Annotated in this window: 15 protein-coding genes and 4 tRNA genes; 4 read left to right on the top strand and 15 right to left on the bottom strand. The window is 51.6% G+C overall.

The window, feature by feature from the left end; all coding sequences use genetic code 11:
• Nucleotides 1-120: 120 nt before the first annotated feature.
• From BZG82_RS06685 to BZG82_RS06640, 10 genes are all read right to left on the bottom strand, one after another.
• Nucleotides 121-306, bottom strand: a complete 186-nt coding sequence (locus tag BZG82_RS06685; protein WP_069589707.1) for a DUF2065 domain-containing protein — start codon at nt 304-306, stop codon at nt 121-123.
• Nucleotides 307-404: 98 nt separating this feature from the next.
• Entirely contained in the window at nt 405-1,295 is an 891-nt protein-coding gene (hflC, locus tag BZG82_RS06680) for a protease modulator HflC (RefSeq protein ID WP_069589708.1), read from the bottom strand.
• Between the two features lie 2 nt (nt 1,296-1,297).
• Nucleotides 1,298-2,464, bottom strand: a complete 1,167-nt coding sequence (hflK, locus tag BZG82_RS06675; RefSeq protein WP_069589710.1) for an FtsH protease activity modulator HflK — start codon at nt 2,462-2,464, stop codon at nt 1,298-1,300.
• Between the two features lie 49 nt (nt 2,465-2,513).
• The gene (gene hflX, locus BZG82_RS06670; RefSeq protein WP_069589711.1) at nt 2,514-3,806 is read right to left on the bottom strand and encodes a ribosome rescue GTPase HflX; all 1,293 of its coding nucleotides are present in this window, start codon (nt 3,804-3,806) and stop codon (nt 2,514-2,516) included.
• Between the two features lie 27 nt (nt 3,807-3,833).
• Nucleotides 3,834-4,112: an RNA chaperone Hfq gene (hfq, locus tag BZG82_RS06665; RefSeq protein ID WP_069589712.1), complete on the bottom strand. Its 279-nt coding sequence runs from the start codon at nt 4,110-4,112 to the stop codon at nt 3,834-3,836.
• Between the two features lie 77 nt (nt 4,113-4,189).
• Complete coding sequence (miaA, locus tag BZG82_RS06660; protein WP_077765447.1) at nt 4,190-5,131, bottom strand: tRNA (adenosine(37)-N6)-dimethylallyltransferase MiaA; 942 nt, start codon at nt 5,129-5,131, stop codon at nt 4,190-4,192.
• Complete coding sequence (mutL, locus tag BZG82_RS06655) at nt 5,124-7,082, bottom strand: DNA mismatch repair endonuclease MutL (protein WP_077765446.1); 1,959 nt, start codon at nt 7,080-7,082, stop codon at nt 5,124-5,126. Before mutL ends, miaA begins: the two co-directional genes overlap by 8 nt.
• Before the next feature lies 1 nt (nt 7,083).
• Nucleotides 7,084-8,775 carry a LysM peptidoglycan-binding domain-containing protein gene (locus tag BZG82_RS06650; RefSeq protein ID WP_077765445.1) on the bottom strand — a complete coding sequence of 564 codons (1,692 nt, stop codon included), beginning with the start codon at nt 8,773-8,775 and terminating at the stop codon, nt 7,084-7,086.
• Between the two features lies 1 nt (nt 8,776).
• Complete coding sequence (tsaE, locus tag BZG82_RS06645) at nt 8,777-9,247, bottom strand: tRNA (adenosine(37)-N6)-threonylcarbamoyltransferase complex ATPase subunit type 1 TsaE (protein ID WP_069589718.1); 471 nt, start codon at nt 9,245-9,247, stop codon at nt 8,777-8,779.
• Between the two features lie 30 nt (nt 9,248-9,277).
• The gene (locus BZG82_RS06640; RefSeq protein WP_077765444.1) at nt 9,278-10,750 is read right to left on the bottom strand and encodes a bifunctional ADP-dependent NAD(P)H-hydrate dehydratase/NAD(P)H-hydrate epimerase; all 1,473 of its coding nucleotides are present in this window, start codon (nt 10,748-10,750) and stop codon (nt 9,278-9,280) included.
• A gap of 81 nt (nt 10,751-10,831) precedes the next feature.
• Between BZG82_RS06640 and queG the strand changes: the two genes are divergently transcribed.
• On the top strand, nt 10,832-11,959 hold the full coding sequence (gene queG / locus BZG82_RS06635) for a tRNA epoxyqueuosine(34) reductase QueG (protein WP_158075983.1): 1,128 nt from the start codon (nt 10,832-10,834) through the stop codon (nt 11,957-11,959).
• 472 nt (nt 11,960-12,431) lie between these two features.
• Here queG and BZG82_RS06630 read toward each other — a convergent pair.
• The 5 genes from BZG82_RS06630 to orn form a co-directional block, all read right to left on the bottom strand.
• A tRNA-Gly gene (locus BZG82_RS06630) sits at nt 12,432-12,507 on the bottom strand.
• A gap of 18 nt (nt 12,508-12,525) precedes the next feature.
• Nucleotides 12,526-12,601: transfer RNA gene (locus BZG82_RS06625), tRNA-Gly, on the bottom strand.
• Between the two features lie 30 nt (nt 12,602-12,631).
• Nucleotides 12,632-12,707, bottom strand: a tRNA-Gly gene (locus BZG82_RS06620).
• 38 nt (nt 12,708-12,745) lie between these two features.
• Nucleotides 12,746-12,821, bottom strand: a tRNA-Gly gene (locus BZG82_RS06615).
• Nucleotides 12,822-12,953: 132 nt separating this feature from the next.
• Nucleotides 12,954-13,499 carry an oligoribonuclease gene (gene orn, locus BZG82_RS06610; RefSeq protein WP_077765442.1) on the bottom strand — a complete coding sequence of 182 codons (546 nt, stop codon included), beginning with the start codon at nt 13,497-13,499 and terminating at the stop codon, nt 12,954-12,956.
• Nucleotides 13,500-13,578: 79 nt separating this feature from the next.
• Here orn and rsgA point away from each other — a divergent pair, with 79 nt between their 5' ends.
• From rsgA to BZG82_RS06595, 3 genes are all read left to right on the top strand, one after another.
• Entirely contained in the window at nt 13,579-14,631 is a 1,053-nt protein-coding gene (gene rsgA, locus BZG82_RS06605; RefSeq protein WP_077765441.1) for a small ribosomal subunit biogenesis GTPase RsgA, read from the top strand.
• 102 nt (nt 14,632-14,733) lie between these two features.
• The gene (gene asd / locus BZG82_RS06600) at nt 14,734-15,597 is read left to right on the top strand and encodes an archaetidylserine decarboxylase (protein WP_077765440.1); all 864 of its coding nucleotides are present in this window, start codon (nt 14,734-14,736) and stop codon (nt 15,595-15,597) included.
• Nucleotides 15,598-15,779: 182 nt separating this feature from the next.
• Nucleotides 15,780-17,186: an SLC13 family permease gene (locus BZG82_RS06595; protein WP_077480413.1), complete on the top strand. Its 1,407-nt coding sequence runs from the start codon at nt 15,780-15,782 to the stop codon at nt 17,184-17,186.
• Nucleotides 17,187-17,349: the final 163 nt, after the last annotated feature.

Below are 17,349 nucleotides of genomic sequence, written 5' to 3'. Positions count from 1 at the left end.
TCGATATGCAGCTAGTTAAAAATGGATTCTAGCACCTTCAAAAAACGGTTGCAGTTATTTTTTAACCATAATGTCGTTTTCTTACCATGGGCTTGTCACGTCAAGCTGACAGCCCCTTGGTTAACTCAAGAGGTAATAGGCCAATACCGCACCGATCACCACCAAGCAGCCTCCGATACGTCGCAACTGATTATCCGGCTGCTGGCTCAGCTCAGTCACCATTTGTCGCCATTGCTTGGGAAATAACATGGGCCCCAACCCTTCGACTACCAATACCAGCGCAAGCGCTCCCCATAATGTCGTCATGATTCATCCTCCTACATTGAATCTTGCTGTGCGCGATAAGCCGAAGACAAAAAAAAGACAAGGCGCAGTGCCTTGTCTTTTCTCGCGGTTATTGCGGTTTATTTATTGATCACGTCAGGCTGCTTCATGTATTTGAAGAAGTCACTTTTCGGATCAACCACCAGCATATCGCTCTTACTGTTAAAGCTTTTACGATAGGCTTGTAGCGAGCGTACAAAGCTATAAAACTCAGGCTCTTTCTTGAACGCGTTAGCAAACAGCTTCGCCACTTCTGCGTCAGCTTCACCACGGGTGATCCGCGCTTGACGCTCTGCTTTAGACAGAATGGTCGCCACTTCTAGCTCAGCTTGCGCGCGAATAATTTCCGCTTGCTCACGCCCTTGTGCACGATGACGACGGGCAACCGCCTCACGCTCAGCACGCATACGTGCATAAATAGACTCACTGATTTCACTCGGCAGGTTGATACGCTTGATACGCAAGTCAATCAACTCAATACCCAAATCACGTGAACCTTCGCTCGCCGCACGATCAAGGACACTTTTCATGACCTCATCACGCTTTTCAGACACGATTTCTTTAATGGTTTTGCTACCGATTTCGGCACGCAAGCCATCCGCGACACGACGCTGCAACAACGACTCGGCAGTCAGTTTGTTACCACCACCAGTGGACAGGTAATACTGGCCAAAGTCTTTGATACGCCACTTCACGTAAGAGTCAATAATGACGTCTTTTTTCTCGGCGGTAACAAAACGGTCAGCACGGTCATCCATGGTTTGGATACGCGCATCGAGTGTGTTGACGCGATCAAACAATGGCAGTTTGAAATGCAGACCCGGCTGATAGATTTTCGCCACGTCGTTATCCGTTTTAAGCACGCGCCCAAAACGGACCACGATGCTACGTTCGCCTTCACTCACCACGAAGATCGACATCAAAAAGACAACAACGGCTAGGACGACAACAGGGATCATCATCTTACGCATGCTTAGTATCTCCCTTCTCGTGATGAACCAGAACGCGGCGCCGACTCTTGCTGGGTTGGCTGTGCGCTTTGCTCAAGCTCAATACCATATTGGCTGCTCGACGTCTCTTTACGCTGGTTCGGTCCAACGGCTGCGCCTCCCATTAGCTTATCGAGTGGGAGATATAACAGATTGCTGTTGCCGCTTTGCGAATCCACCATCACCTTACTGGTGTTGCTGTAGACTTCTTCCATGGTCTGAATATACAGACGGTTACGCGTTACGCGTGGGGCTTCACGGTACTCAGGCAAGAGTTTCTCAAATTGAGACACTTCACCTTGTGCTTCGTTAACCGTACGCTCTTTGTAACCCAATGCGGCTTTTTTCAAGGTTTCCGCACGACCGGTTGCTTTTGGCAATACGTCATTACGATAGGCTTCAGCTTCACGGATAAAGCGCGCTTCATCCTCTCGTGCTGCAATCGCATCATCAAATGCGTCTTTCACTTGCTCCGGTGGGCGCGCATATTGGAAGTTCACATCCACCACCAACAGTCCCATGTCGTACTTATCGATGATTTTGTTGAGTTCCACTTGGGTACGCTCACGCACTTCTTGACGACCACGGGTGATGATATCGTCCATCAAGGAGTCACCGACCACCGCACGCAACGCTGAATCTGTGGCTTGACGCAAGCTATCGTCAGCATTGGTGACGCTGTAAAGATATTGCTGTGGATCCATCACGCGGTATTGTACGTCCATTTCAACGTTCACCACGTTCTCGTCTTTGGTCAGCATAAGACCCGAGCTGTTCAGAGAACGGATAGATTCAACGTTGACGGTGCTGACCGTGTCCACAAAGGTAGGTTTCCAGTTCAAACCAGGCTGCACGATCCGGTCATATTGTCCAAAACGCAGCACCACACCCCGCTCGGCTTCGCCGATGGTGTAGAACCCAGAGATCCCCCAAACAATCGCGCCAATCAGTGCAAGTACACCTAGACCGGCGACGCCTCCCCCAAAGGATGGGCCTTTGCCTTTACGGCCTCCGCCGCCTAAGCCACCGAGTTTGCGGCTTAGCTTGTTAAATAGTTCATCAAGATCCGGTGGGCCTTGATTCCGGCCACCACGATTGCCCCAGGGGTCTTTATCGGGACCGCCATTGTTTCCTGGCTCATTCCACGCCATTCGCGCTCTCCATCAAATTGATCTGACGATAGTTTTTTACTTTAGCAGCCTAGTCGCTGACGATAAAGTCGCCAAGGTGACTGCCTTCTCTTTTTTCCAGCCGATACCAATCTGTTTGTGGCAAACGCACATCAACGAGTAAGTGACCATCGTCTTGGTACTCCTCGTGCACAATGCAGCGCATCTGACAAAACTTACTGTGCATTCGGCCCGCCATGCTTGGTGGCAACCGCAGGCGATGTTTCACCATGGTGCCAGCCAAACGCTCGGTGAGGGCTTCAAATATCAGCGAAATTCCTTGTCCGGATAGCGCCGAGACCCATACCGCTTGTGGGATCCCCTCGTCGTCTCGTTCAATACGAGGTTCAGCGCGTTCTAGACTATCGATTTTATTCATGACAATCAGACGAGGCACATCAGCGGCGTCAATTTCTTCTAGCACGCTGTTGACCGCTTCCATATTGTCACGGTACCTGTCATCACTGGCATCGACCACGTGCAGCAGCAAGTCCGCTTCTTGGGTTTCTTGCAAGGTTGCTTTAAATGCAGCCACCAAGTCATGCGGCAGGTGGCGAATAAAGCCCACCGTGTCGGCAAGAATTGAGGGACCAACATCCTCCACTTCAATCCGGCGTAAGGTCGGATCGAGGGTGGCAAACAACTGATCCGCGGCATACACACCCGCTTCAGTGATGCGGTTAAATAACGTTGATTTCCCAGCGTTGGTATAGCCTACGAGTGAGATAGTGGGCACTTCCGCGCGCGCTCGCGCACGACGCCCCTGCTCTCGCTGCTTGGCGACTTTTTCCAACCGACGAAGAATCGCTTTTACCCGATCTCGCAATAATCGACGGTCAGTTTCCAACTGGGTTTCACCCGGCCCGCGCAAACCAATCCCACCTTTTTGCCGCTCAAGGTGAGTCCAGCCTCGCACCAAACGCGTTGACAGGTGGCGTAGCTGGGCCAGCTCTACCTGCAACTTACCCTCATGGGTGCGTGCACGTTGGGCAAAGATGTCGAGGATCAAGCCGGTTCGGTCTAATACCCGACACTTAAACAATTGTTCCAAGTTACGCTCTTGCGCCGGTGATAATGCGTGATTGAAGATCACGACATCGGCACCGACTTGGCGTACGGTGTCAGCGACTTCTTGCGCCTTACCCTCACCGACAAAATACTTGGGGTGTGGTGACTGACGGCTGCCGACAACAACTTGCAAGGCATCGACACCCGAGGACGACACCAGCATTTGAAACTCGCTGAGATCGTCCCACTCGCCATCATGGGTAAAATTGATATGAACGAGTACAGCCTGTTCACCGGCCTCGTAACGGTCAAACAAGCAAACAGCTCCTTAGCAAATGAATGCTCACTCCTCAGGTTTATCCTGCTGACGATCACCGTGTGAACGCTCGGCAGAACCCTGGTTATTGTTATGGTGGCTGACTGGACGTGCAGGCACGACGGTTGAGATCGCGTGCTTATACACCATCTGGTTAACCGTGTTTTTCAGCAGAATCACGAATTGATCAAACGATTCAATCTGGCCTTGTAACTTAATGCCATTCACCAAGTAAATGGAAACGGGAATACGCTCACGACGTAGCGCATTTAAGAATGGGTCTTGTAATGATTGCCCCTTAGCCATTATTTCTTTTCCTTATTTGTTTGTAATTGTAGTCAATCTAAGCGGTTAAGCAGCGTCCTTGTCAGGGACAGTATACATTAAGTCTCTGTCTCTGCCGCCAACGCTTTTGTCACCGTTTGTAAAGATAGTGACGGCGAGTCACTATCAAGCCAAGTCACATTTTCCCAGCCGCGAAGCCAAGTAATCTGACGTTTGGCCAACTGGCGCGTCGCGCAAATCCCACGATAAACGGCTTCTTCATGGGTGCAGCGTCCGGCCAAATAATCCCACATCTGGCGATACCCCACGCAACGAATCGACGGCAAATCCGGATGCAGATCACCTCTTTCGTATAGCGCGCGTACCTCCTGTTCAAACCCTGCCTCTACCATCTTGGCAAAGCGAAGTTCGATGCGGCGATGCAACTCTCCTCGATCCTGAGGAGTGATTGCGAATTGGTGAACCTGATACGGCAAAGGATCACCTTTCTTCTCCGTTAGCGCCGTTAATGTGTGTCCGGAAACCCGGAATACTTCTAACGCACGCATGATGCGCTGCGGATCATTGGGATGGATCCGCGCGCCCGCAACAGGATCAATATGGCATAACTGCTGATGCAATGCCTCCCAGCCTTGCTGCTGCGCCTCTTTTTCTATCGCGTCGCGCACCTCAGGATCCGCACTGGGTAGCGGTGATAATCCCTCAAGCAACGCTTTAAAGTACAACATTGTGCCCCCCACCAGCAGCGGGATTTTGCCTTGGGCAACAATCTCTGCCATCGCGGTGAGCGCATCGTCACGAAAGTCGGCCGCCGAATAGGCTTGCGACGGATCGCGAATATCAATTAGGCGATGCGGGGCCTGAGCCAATTCATCAGCCGTTGGTTTGGCAGTACCAATGTCCATGCCGCGGTAAATCAATGCCGAATCCACACTAATAATTTCCACCGGCAATGTTTTACGTAACGCTATAGCCAGATCCGTTTTTCCGGAGGCAGTCGGCCCCATCAGAAAAATGGCCTTGGGCAACGGATTAGTCATGCTGTAATGCTTCTATCGCTGTGGTCAAGTCAAGACGTTTAAACACGCGCTGATAGCCATGCTGTAACGCCTCGCCCTGCCAATATTGTTCAATTTCCGAAACGGTCTGTACCGCTTGCGCAAGGCTGACGTGATCCGATGCTACTGTCAACTGCTTTGCCAGCCAACTCCACATGCTTGAGCTGTGATCTTCATGGGGTTGATCTGGGGTTAATGACAATAAAAATGCCAACAAGTCGGGAATAAAAGCTTGGAGGTTGGACTGGCGCAGTGGCTGACATACTGTCATGACCATCAACTGTTGTCCTTTTACCTTTATATGGATCCCAAAGCGCCCTAATAAGGTTTGATAGTGCTCAACCGCCTCACATTCTTGAGGCGACGCCGACATCCGCTGCGGGATCAATAGCGGCTGTGCCACTAACCCTTCATCAAGGGCGGGTCGCAACGCTCCCTGCTGACGCCATGTCTGCAAGGCTTGATAATCCGCCAACCACAATGCATCACCACGCGCGATCAGCACATAGTGACCGTGAGTCACGGCGAGCACTTTGCCTAACCCACTTTCTGCGCTAGCGGGCCGATCGCTGACATCGGCGACCGTCGCCTCTACCGTTGGCACAGCCTCAGACGCGGCTGGGGCTGATGTTTCCGAGAGTGTAGCGGTCTGCGCGTGCGGCTTTTGTTCTGACGCGTAAGGCGTCATCAGTGCCTGATACGCGTGTGTCGCCTTTTTAGATGGTGGCGCGGGTGGCGAGGAAAACGCGCGATTCCCCGACCATTCGCCTGATTGCCCACGCTCGCGGACCGGCTCCTTGCGCTGGCCGGGATAATCTGGAAAACGGTTCACCGCGGTTTGGTAATCACTGGCCACCGCAGATGGCCGTGTCTGATAGCTAGCCTGTTCGCGGACCTCACCGGTTTCATTGTCCACCCCCTCTAAGACGGGAGAACTGGCCTGCTGTAACGCATCAAAAATAGCTTGGAAAATAAAGTCATGCACCAAGCGGGCTTGATGGAATCGCACTTCATGCTTCGCGGGGTGTACATTCACATCCACTTGGTGCGGATCCACATCAATGTAAAGAACAAACGCCGCATATTGGTCAGGGGCAAGGCTTTGCTCATAGCCTTGACGAATCGCATGGTTAATCAGCTTGTCTTTCATCATCCGCTGATTGACAAAGCAGTGCTGCATATCATTTTGCTGACGCGCACCTTCTGGCGTACAAATCCATCCCCGAAGCGTCATATCATGATGGGTCAGCTCCACGCGCAACGCATGGTCAACAAACTTTTGCCCACATACCGCTTTGAGACGACGTACCGGATCGCCCTGTTCAGGCACTCGCCGATACTGACGCACTGGCGTGCCGTTGTGACGCAAGTTGATAGTGATATCGAAACGGCTCAGTGCGATACGGCGCAACAGCTCATCAATATGGCCAAATTCCGTTTTCTCGGTACGTAAAAACTTACGTCGTGCGGGTGTATTGAAAAACAAGTCCACCACTTCCACGGTACACCCCACAGGGTGCGCCGCAGGCTTAACACTCACAGCCATATCACGGCCTTCGGCGTACGCTGACCACGCTTCTTGCTGTTCAGCAGGACGCGAGGTAATGGTCAGGCGAGAAACGGAGCTGATACTCGCCAGCGCCTCGCCGCGAAAGCCTAAACTCATGATCGCTTCGAGATCATCCAAGGTGTGGATTTTTGAGGTGGCATGTCGGCTTAACGCCAACTGTAAGTCTGCTTTACTAATTCCGCTGCCGTTATCACGCACACGGATCAGCTTACTGCCGCCTTTTTCAATATCGATATCGATACGGGTCGCGCCCGCATCAATACTGTTCTCGACCAACTCTTTGACCACAGACGCTGGCCTTTCGACCACTTCGCCCGCGGCGATTTGGTTGGCCAAGCGAGCCGGTAAAATCTGAATGGCCATATCAACTTCCCGGAATGATTAACGTCTGCCCCACCGCCAAGGTGTCAGAGCGCAGCGAATTAGCTTGCCGCAAGCTTTCAATAGTCACGCCATAATTCGCGGCGATTTTTCCTAAGTACTCGCCACGTTTGACTTTGTGCTTGCGATCCGGCGTCGTGGCACCGGGAATCGACAGTTTTTGCCCAACCCAAAGCGTATCCGATTTCAGACTATTGGCTCGGCGAATGGTACTGACCGACACCTGATAGTGCTCGGCAATCTTGCCCAGAAACTCGCCGCGGCTCACGGTATGGGTAACCGTACGCGTCGAAGAGGCAGCGTTATCCCCCTTACCGGCGAGTTTAGCGACATCGACATTAGGGATAGACAGCACTTGCCCGACCCGCAACGTGTTAGAGCTTAGCCCATTAGCTGATTTAATCGCCGCGACCGAGCTTTGGTATTTATTGGCGATCAAAGACAATGACTGTCCCGCCGTGACAGTATGTTTTACCCCATTTTTACGGGCAGCGAATAGGGTGCCATCGGGCGGGAAATGTTCAAAATAATTACGGATCCCGTGATAGACCGCATCGGCAAGCCGGCGCTGGTGATCCCGTTGGAACAGGAGTCGTTCTTCTTGTGGGTTAGAGATAAACCCAGTTTCAATCAGCAAAGAGGGAATATCAGGCGATTTGAGGACAGCCAAACTGGCGTGCTCAGGGCTTGATTTATGCAGCTTGGTAACTTTCCCCAACTCTTTAAGCACCCGGGTCGCCACGTTATAGCCTTCTTTTTGCGAGTTGCTGAACTGTAAATCCAGCACCGCGCGACTGAGGTATTCATCTTCGTTGTTTTGTGCCAATAAGGACCCACCACCCAATAGGTTGGACTGCTCTTCGTGCCTTTCAATCCAGCGACCAATTTCACTGTTCGCGCGGCGACGAGATAGCACCCATACCGATGCCCCTCGTGGTTGAGGCTTGTGGAAACCATCGGCATGAATTGAAACCAATAAGTGGGCTTTGTGCTGGCGGGCAATCTCTGAGCGTCGATTCAAATCGACAAAGTAATCACCGGTGCGCGTGAGTACCGCTCGCATCCCAGGTACCGCATTAATGCGGGCGGCGGTTTGCTTGGCGATCGCCAGCGTGACGTATTTTTCATATTTTCGTGTCGGGCCAACCGCGCCCGGGTCGTTGCCTCCATGACCGGCATCGATCGCCACGACGATGTCATCGGTGCCAAACGGCAACGCGGCCACCGTTTCTCGACGCTTCTTTTCCGCGGCACTCAAGTCGGGTTTATTCTTATCGACTTTATCAGGATGAGGCAAATCCACCACCAAGCGGTGGCCATACTCGCCACCCGGAGCCAAAGCGAAGATGTGCGGCTTGGCCGCGTCTTTTAACTCAAATACCAATCGATAGGTGGACTTGGCAGGCGGGCTACTTTTGCGAATTTTAGTCAGTATATCGCTGCCCTTGACCGGCTTTGGGAGCGAGGTCGCCAGTGAGCTCTGCTTTAAATCAATGACCAAACGGTCAGGTCGAGTCAATGAAAAGTAACTAAAGTCTGGCGTATCCGCTAAATCGACCACGACCCGTGTTTCATTGGGCGCAGGCCAAACGCGAATATTTTCAATCTGATTGGCCCAGCCTGTTACGCTGAACAGACCCGCGATCATCAAGGTGCATAGCCGCTGCCACATCATGCTAGTCATCCCATTCTAAGCGATTGATAACCGACACACCGACTTCGGTATTTGCGGTCAGCGCCACCGTGCGTTGCTCGCCGTCATACTGCAAAGTGATATCAAGATCCGCATGAGGTAACCAGCCCTGCCCTTTTTCCGGCCATTCAATCAGGCACAGTGCCTGTTCATTGAAATAATCCCGAATCCCCATAAATTCCAACTCTTCTGGGTCTGCCAAGCGGTACAGGTCAAAGTGATAAACCTGCCAAGGCGGGAGCTGGTAAGGCTCGACCAAGGTATACGTCGGACTTTTGACGTTACCCGTATGACCCATTGCTTGAACAAATCCGCGACAAAACGTCGTTTTTCCTGCGCCCAGATCGCCATGTAAATAACAGGTTGTGCTTTGCGTACAAGCACGGGCCAACGCTGCCCCAAGGGCAACAGTACTGTCGGCGTCTGCCAACTGGGTATGAAAAGTTTGGGTCATGCTACTACTGCGTCTCGTCTGTTGGCTTTATTAATCGATCAATCGCTGTAACTCGGGTAATAAATCACTGGCAAGCAAACCACGTTCACCGGCAAGTGCCGCTTGGTCACCGGCTTTACCATGAAGATAGCAGCCCATGGCCGCTGCATGAAATAAATCAACGCCTTGAGCGATAAAGCTGCCAATAACGCCAGATAACACATCGCCCATGCCGCCAGATGCCATGCCCGGGTTCCCCACATTGGCTACAGCATAATCTGTGCCATCATATACGATCGTGCCCGCGCCTTTAAGTACTACTACCCCGCCGTAGCGTGTCTGGATAGCTTTGACGGCGGCGAAGCGATCGAGTTCCACATCCGCCACTTCACAGCCCAATAAACGCGCAGCTTCTCCCGGATGGGGGGTTAATACCCAGTCGTCTCGCTGTTGCGGATGGCGAGCGAGTTTATTGAGTCCATCGGCATCAATTACTTTAGTACCACGCGCCCCAACCGCGATTTTCCACAGCGCGTCAGACCATGCACTGCTGCCAAGCCCCGGGCCAATCACCAAGTTTGTCGCCCATTCCAGTGCCTCACTCAGTGACTGCCCAGGTGCCCAACCTTGGGTCATTAATTCGGGTTGACGCGTCACCAACATCAGGGTGTGCTCCGCTTGGGTCACGACTTTGACTAACCCCGCTCCCGTCCGCAATGCCGCCTGTGCTGACAAAGTCACCGCACCGGCCATACCATGATCGCCGCCCAAACAAAGTACCCGACCGAACTGGCCTTTGTGCGCGGTGCGATCACGTTTGGGAAGATACCGTTGGCAAAGATCATCATTCATCAGCCAGCCGGCAGCCTGTGTCTGACGACCAAAGGCGGTGGCAACATTCAACCCTGCAAAAACGAGCTCGCCTCGGTGTGACATCGCTTTACCGGTCACTAACCCTTGTTTGAGCGCAATCAGCGTCACCGTGATGGTCGCATTGATTGCACATCCTTTGACACAGCCACTGTCTGCACACAACCCCGAGGGAATATCGACGGCAATCACAGGCACTTGGCTTTGATTGATGCGCGAGATCGCTTCGGCATAATCCCCCGTCACCGCACGGGAGAGACCTGTGCCGAGGATCGCATCCACAATCACATCAAATTGTTGCATGGTCGGTGCGCTGGAAACATTGGTGCCCCCGCAATCCCGCCATTCCTGAAACGCAGTGGCCGCATCCCCGGTCAGCCGCTCTGGATCGCCTAACGCCCACACGGTAACGTTCAATCCCGACGATTTAGCCAGCCGAGCAATCACATAACCATCGCCCGCATTATTGCCCACCCCACACACAATCAATATCCGTGCGGCATTCGGGTAACGCTGCGCTAACGTGTCAAAAACAGCTTGTCCGGCGCGGAGCATTAACTGGTACATCGGGATCTCAAGGGCCTTCGCCACGGCAATCTCACCCTCACGGACTTGCTCTGCACGATAAAAACTCTGTGGTAAACTTGCTGCCATCGAATGCCTCCATTCATTGTGCTTGCACCACTTCACGGCCCAGGATTTCTCGCTATGTCGCACCCCACGCCCGATGCTTCAATTGATTTCAACCAATTAGCCCAACGTATCAAGCAATGGGGACAAGCGCTAGGCTTCCAGCATGTGGGGATCACGGATGTTGATCTTACGCAACATGAAGCGCAACTGCAGCGTTGGTTAGATCTGGGATATCACGGTGAAATGGATTGGATGGCGCGTCACGGCATGATGCGCGCGCGTCCACAAGAGTTGGTGCCCGGCACCGTACGCGTGATCAGTGTAAGGATGAACTACTTGCCGCCTAACGCGGGCTTTGCCACTACATTAGCCAATCCAACGCTGGGGTATGTGAGTCGCTATTCGTTGGGGCGGGATTATCACAAACTGATCCGAAACCGCCTCAAAAAGTTGGGCCAGCAGATTGAGGCTGAAGTAGGCCCATTCGGATATCGTCCTTTTGTCGACTCTGCCCCTGTTTTAGAACGCCCGCTCGCGGAAAAAGCCGGCCTAGGCTGGACAGGCAAGCACTCGCTGATCCTCAACAAAGAGACAGGATCTTGGTTCTTTCTCGGCGAGTTATTGGTCGATCTTCCTTTGCCGGTCGATACTCCGGTCGAAAACCAGTGCGGTAAATGTGTAGCCTGTATGACCAGCTGCCCAACCCAAGCGATCGTCGCCGAAGGCGTGGTCGATGCACGTCGCTGCATCTCTTATCTCACGATTGAGTACGATGGCGTGATCCCACTCGAGTTTCGTCATGCCATCGGTAACCGTATTTATGGCTGCGATGACTGCCAACTGGTGTGTCCATTTAACCGCGATGCAGAATTAACCCTAGAGGCCGATTTTCATTGCCGCCCAAGCCTTGAGCAGCAGCCACTCACGACCCTTTTTAACTGGGATGAAGACACGTTTTTATCCCTGACCCAAGGGTCAGCGATTCGACGGATTGGCATACGTAAATGGCGGCGTAACCTCGCGATCGCGATGGGGAATGCCCCCTACGATGAAGATATCGTCAACAGCCTATCTGCACGACTCGGTGAAGATGACTTAGTCGATGAACATATTCAGTGGGCACTTAGCGAACAAGAGAAAAAGCGACTACAAATAGATGTGCAGATTTTACCCACTGGCACCAAACGGCTGGTGCGTATTATCGAAAAAGGCCTGCCTAGAGACGCCTAACCGGCGGCTTATCACGGAAAGATGACGCTATTCACACAATGTGGAAAAGTCCATAAGTAAGCGCCGTTTTGGTGCACTTCTTGATAGTTAAACACATTGGTGGTGCATTAAGCGAGCAAGATCACGGAAGTGAATAAGATTGTGGAAAAGCGTTAAGTAAACTGGAAGAAAAAGATAAAAAACCACTTAAAATCAAGGTTTTGGGCTTTAAATGTATCGATTAGCACTGTACTACAAACACAAGGCACTTGATCAATATCTCACCACCCCCTCTCGCCGGCAAGAATTCATCAACCAGTTTATCCACAAGCATATATCTGTGGATAACTCTGTGCAATAACTGACGAAACCGCGCTATCACGCCGCCTTGAGAAAGGTTTGACGAAATAGTTAGCGAAAAATCAGGAATGATGCTTCACAGCATTAAAGAGAACGTTATAAAAAACGTTGCACTGGTGTTTAACCAAGTGATTGGAGCGACACACGAGGTTCGAACTCGTGACCTCAACCTTGGCAAGGTTGCGCTCTACCAGCTGAGCTAGTGTCGCTTATACCGAGTTGTAATTTGGAGCGACATACGAGGTTCGAACTCGTGACCTCAACCTTGGCAAGGTTGCGCTCTACCAGCTGAGCTAATGTCGCATTGCCGATGCGTTACATCGAATTTTAAATTGGAGCGACACACGAGGTTCGAACTCGTGACCTCAACCTTGGCAAGGTTGCGCTCTACCAGCTGAGCTAGTGTCGCTTAGATCGACCTGATCCACATCAGATCGAACATTAATTTGGAGCGACATACGAGGTTCGAACTCGTGACCTCAACCTTGGCAAGGTTGCGCTCTACCAGCTGAGCTAATGTCGCTTTCAACAGACGTTTCACGTCGTTAGGGCTGCGAATTATACGAAGAAAAAACCGGGTTGCAAGTGCTGACGAGCAAAATTTTGGTTTTTTCTTTTGATCGCTCAAAAGAACACCAGATCGATGAAAATAAAATCAGATCGTCAGGATCCTTTCGCGATAGAACTGCAATTCTGCAATTGATTCACGGATATCGTCAAGCGCTAAGTGCGTTCCCTGCTTCGAAAAGTCATTCAATATCTCAGGCTTCCAGCGTCGGACTAATTCCTTCAAAGTACTGACATCCACGGTGCGATAGTGGAAATAGCGCTCTAGTGCTGGCATGTGACGATACAGAAAGCGTCGATCTTGCCCCACGCTGTTACCACAAATCGGTGAAGCGCCTTCTGGTACCCACTGTGATAAAAAGGCGAGGGTTTGCTCGATGGCATCTTGCTCACTAATGGTGCTTTGCTCGACGCGCGCCACTAATCCCGATTGAGTATGGGTGCGGGTACACCAGTCATCCATTTTGTCCAGTTCGCTTTGTGGCTGAGAAATCGCTAATACCGGCCCTTCTGCCAACACATTGAGCTGTGCATCGGTGACAATTGTCGCGATCTCAATGATCTTGTGGGTGTCAGGATCTAATCCAGTCATTTCCAGATCAATCCAGATTAAATTGTTTTCACTGAACGCCATTGAACTTGCCTTTTTTATGCGTAAACCATGTATCATACTGTGCTTGATATGAAAGCCAACTTAACCGATAAGAGTCATCGTGGCAAAAAAGAAAAAGCTTACCAAAGGCCAACTACGGCGCGTGCGATCCAACCAACAACGTCGGATCAAACAGCAAGATAATGATGTGCAATGGGATGACGCGCTGCTAGAAAATGCACGCGAGGGACGTGTGATCACGCGATTTGGCCAACACGCTGATATCGAGGATCCGCAAACTGGAATCATCCATCGCTGCAATCTGCGTCGTACCGTGCAAAGCTTGGTAACTGGCGACCGTGTGGTTTGGCGTCCGGGAAAAGAAACCCTGCATGGCATTGCCGGCGTTGTCGAGGCAGTGCATGAACGCCAATCGGTTCTGACCCGTCCCGACTACTATGATGGCGTAAAACCCGTTGCCGCTAACATCGATCAAGTGATCATCGTAGCCGCGATTTTGCCCGAGTTATCACTGAATATTATTGATCGTTATTTGATTGCCTGCGAAGTCTTGAATATTCGTCCTCTAATCGTAATCAACAAGGTCGATTTGCTAGATAGCGAGGGGCGTGAAATGGTGGACGAATTACTCGACATCTATCGCGATATTGGCTATCCCATCGTGTTGGTGAGTGCCGATACCGGCGAAGGGATAGAGGCGCTAGAACGCCATCTCGATCAACATGTGAGTGTCTTTGTCGGCCAATCCGGCGTGGGAAAATCAAGCTTGGTCAATACGCTACTGCCGGATGTGGATGCGCAAATTGGTGACGTCTCTGAAAACTCAGGGTTGGGCCAACATACCACCACCGCCGCGCGTTTGTATCATTTTGACCAAGGGGGTGATCTTATTGACTCCCCTGGCGTGCGAGAATTTGGTTTATGGCATTTAGAGCCGGAACAAATCGCACAAGGCTTTGTCGAATTTCGCGACTATCTGGGTGGCTGTAAATTCCGTGATTGTAAGCACGGCGATGATCCAGGTTGCTTGTTGAGACAAGCTGTGGAAGATGGCCATATCAGCGTCGAGCGGTTTGATAGCTATCACCGCATTATCGAGAGCATGAAAGAAGCCAAAGACAACCGTCAGTTTTCACGTAACAAGCAAAACTGATCCAACAACGCGCCTCTGTCACTTCGTCATCGGATTGGCTACACTGCGCGGCTTAGCCGCTGCAAGGCGCGTAAACATTCTTTAACCATTCAGGACATAACCGTGCGAGACGATTTGAAAGTCGGCCTGCAATATATAGCGCCGAAACATGCCCTTACCCGAATGATGGGGAAACTAGCCAGCCTTAAAGGTGGATGGTTGACCACTGCTGTGATCAAATGGTTTATCAAGCAATATCAGGTCGATATGAGTGAGGCCAAAGTCAGTGACCCTGCCTACTATCGCACCTTTAACGACTTTTTCGTGCGAGAGCTCAAGCCCGCGTTACGCCCCATTGATGGCGATGCAGAGACGTTGGTCTATCCCGCCGATGCGTGCGTCAGTCAAGCCGGATTGATTGAGCAAGGACGTATTATCCAAGCCAAAGGCCACTCGTTTGATGTCACTGAACTCGTCGGTGGCGATCACGCCCTTGCCGACCAGTTTAAAGAGGGTCACTTTGCCACCCTTTACTTGTCACCGCGTGACTATCACCGTGTGCACATGCCATGTGATGCCGTGTTACGTGAAATGGTCTACATCCCCGGCGATTTGTTTTCCGTCAATCCACTAACGGCAGAGAACGTGCCGAACTTGTTTGCCCGTAACGAGCGTGTAGTGTGCGTATTTGAGACTGAATTTGGGCCTATGGTGCAAGTTTTGGTGGGCGCAACCATTGTGGGCAGTATTGCCACTACATGGGCGGGTACAGTCACTCCGCCAACCGGTGGCAGCATTCGCCGTTGGGAATACCCGACAGAAGGCGAACAAGCTATCCGCTTTGCTCAGGGTGATGAAATGGGTCTATTTAAACTCGGCTCAACTGTGATTAACCTGTTCCCAGCAGGGGCAATCCGTTTTCATGATGACGTCGCTCCCGGCTCCCCAACACAAATGGGACAGCCTTACGCGCACCGCCAGGCATAACAGCTGAAAATTGTGAGATAAGGGGCATTTATGCCCCTTTTTTGTCGCCAAATTCGGAGACCTTTCCCGTTAATTCCCTCTTAAATCCGTATCATTGATCCCATCAATACACCTGTGATGCATCGGCGTGCTGGCGCATGGTCAGCCCGCACTCACAACATCAACCCTTATGAGGCGTATTTGTGGTCAATGCTCGTTTTACTAAGTTACTTGTCTCGCTCGGGCTGCCATTGTTGCTGCTCCTACTTCCAACCGACTGGTTACCTATCGCCAACCTCACTTTGATTCAGCACCGTTTATTGGCGATCTTCCTGATGGCGGCCTTACTGTGGGTTCTTGAACCTGTGCCAGTATTTTCAACCTCTTTGCTGATCATTACCCTGCAATTGGTGATGATCTCCGATAAAGGCTTACACTGGTTTCGCGGCGAAACGGCGCATCATCCGCGGGGCGAATTGATCCCTTATACCGATATTCTCAGCGCCTTTTCTTCCCCCATCATTATTCTATTTATGGGGGGCTTCTCGCTGGCTATTGCTGCTTCCAAATATGAGTTAGATATCAACCTTGCCCGCGTATTACTCAAACCCTTTGGCAAGCACCCCAAATTTATCATGCTGGGTTTGATGCTTATCACCGCCGTGTTCTCAATGTTCATGTCCAATACCGCCACCACGGTGATGATGCTGGCGCTACTGGCACCGATTTTGAGTGTACTCCCGAAAGGCGATCCTGCGATTAAAGCCTTGGTCTTGTGTATTCCGGTTGCCGCCAATACCGGTGGAATCGCAACGCCAATCGGGACGCCGCCCAACGCCATTGCTCTGCAGTATCTCACCGGCGAATACAGCATCTCATTTCTGGGATGGATGCAAATGGGCCTACCCTTTGTGGTGATCCAATTGGCGTTTGCATGGTGGTTACTACAGCGCTTATTCCGCAGTCCACAAACCGAAATCACACTGGCACTGGAAGGCAAATTTCTACGGGGCTGGCAAGCGTATACCGTCTATGCCACCTTTGCGCTGACCATTGCGCTGTGGCTAACCACCAGCCTACATGGCATGAATACCTATGTGGTCGCGGTGATCCCGCTCGCGTTGTTCACCCTGACAGGGATCATGGGCAAGGCCGAGTTAAAGCTGATTAATTGGGATGTCCTGTGGCTCGTCGCCGGCGGGATTGCGATGGGTATTGCGCTAGACGAAACCGGCCTTGCTGCCGCATTAGCGCATGCCGTGGACTACAGCGTATTAACGGCTATGACAGTATTGGTCACCCTCTCCATTATTTGTTGGCTCATGGCAAACTTTATGTCGAATACCGCGACAGCTAACTTATTGATGCCTATTGCGGCGGCCATTGCCACCTCTATGCCATCACTGGTGAATGTGGGTGGCATGCAAGGATTGCTCGTCGTGGTGGCTTTCTCCGCTTCATTAGGGATGATTCTGCCGGTTTCTACCCCGCCCAACTCTTTGGCGTATTCCACCGGCTTCATCGACAGCCGTGATTTAGTCAAAGTCGGTACGATTCTTGGGATCAGTGGCTTAGGCTTAGTCTATGCAGCCGTCCTCGCGCTAACATAGACGTAACATCTCAACATCAGCCAGGGTTGTTTGCGTTGCCTCCAAAACAAACAACCCTCTGTTTTGTCAGTGTTAAAAATATGATAACTAGAACAATGTGCATGCCAACAGCCTTAGGCGTCGCTTTGCACAGGGAGTTTTTTTATAAATTTATTATCACCCC

Source organism: Salinivibrio sp. PR5, assembly GCF_001996085.1.
Taxonomy (GTDB): Bacteria; Pseudomonadota; Gammaproteobacteria; order Enterobacterales; family Vibrionaceae; genus Salinivibrio; species Salinivibrio proteolyticus.
The sequence above is the reverse complement of the archived record's forward strand: the minus strand, read 5'-3'. Positions and strand labels throughout refer to the sequence as shown.

Bases quoted from the DNA above. Each gene is read 5' to 3' on its own strand.
- hflK (WP_069589710.1), bottom strand. From the start codon at position 2,464: ATGGCGTGGAATGAGCCAGGAAACAATGGCGGTCCCGATAAAGACCCC.
- BZG82_RS06685 (WP_069589707.1), bottom strand. From the start codon at position 306: ATGACGACATTATGGGGAGCGCTTGCGCTGGTATTGGTAGTCGAAGGG.
- BZG82_RS06640 (WP_077765444.1), bottom strand. From the start codon at position 10,750: ATGGCAGCAAGTTTACCACAGAGTTTTTATCGTGCAGAGCAAGTCCGT.
- tsaE (WP_069589718.1), bottom strand. From the start codon at position 9,247: ATGACCCAAACTTTTCATACCCAGTTGGCAGACGCCGACAGTACTGTT.
- miaA (WP_077765447.1), bottom strand. From the start codon at position 5,131: ATGACTAATCCGTTGCCCAAGGCCATTTTTCTGATGGGGCCGACTGCC.
- BZG82_RS06650 (WP_077765445.1), bottom strand. From the start codon at position 8,775: ATGATGTGGCAGCGGCTATGCACCTTGATGATCGCGGGTCTGTTCAGC.
- mutL (WP_077765446.1), bottom strand. From the start codon at position 7,082: ATGGCCATTCAGATTTTACCGGCTCGCTTGGCCAACCAAATCGCCGCG.
- hflC (WP_069589708.1), bottom strand. From the start codon at position 1,295: ATGCGTAAGATGATGATCCCTGTTGTCGTCCTAGCCGTTGTTGTCTTT.
- hfq (WP_069589712.1), bottom strand. From the start codon at position 4,112: ATGGCTAAGGGGCAATCATTACAAGACCCATTCTTAAATGCGCTACGT.
- orn (WP_077765442.1), bottom strand. From the start codon at position 13,499: ATGGCGTTCAGTGAAAACAATTTAATCTGGATTGATCTGGAAATGACT.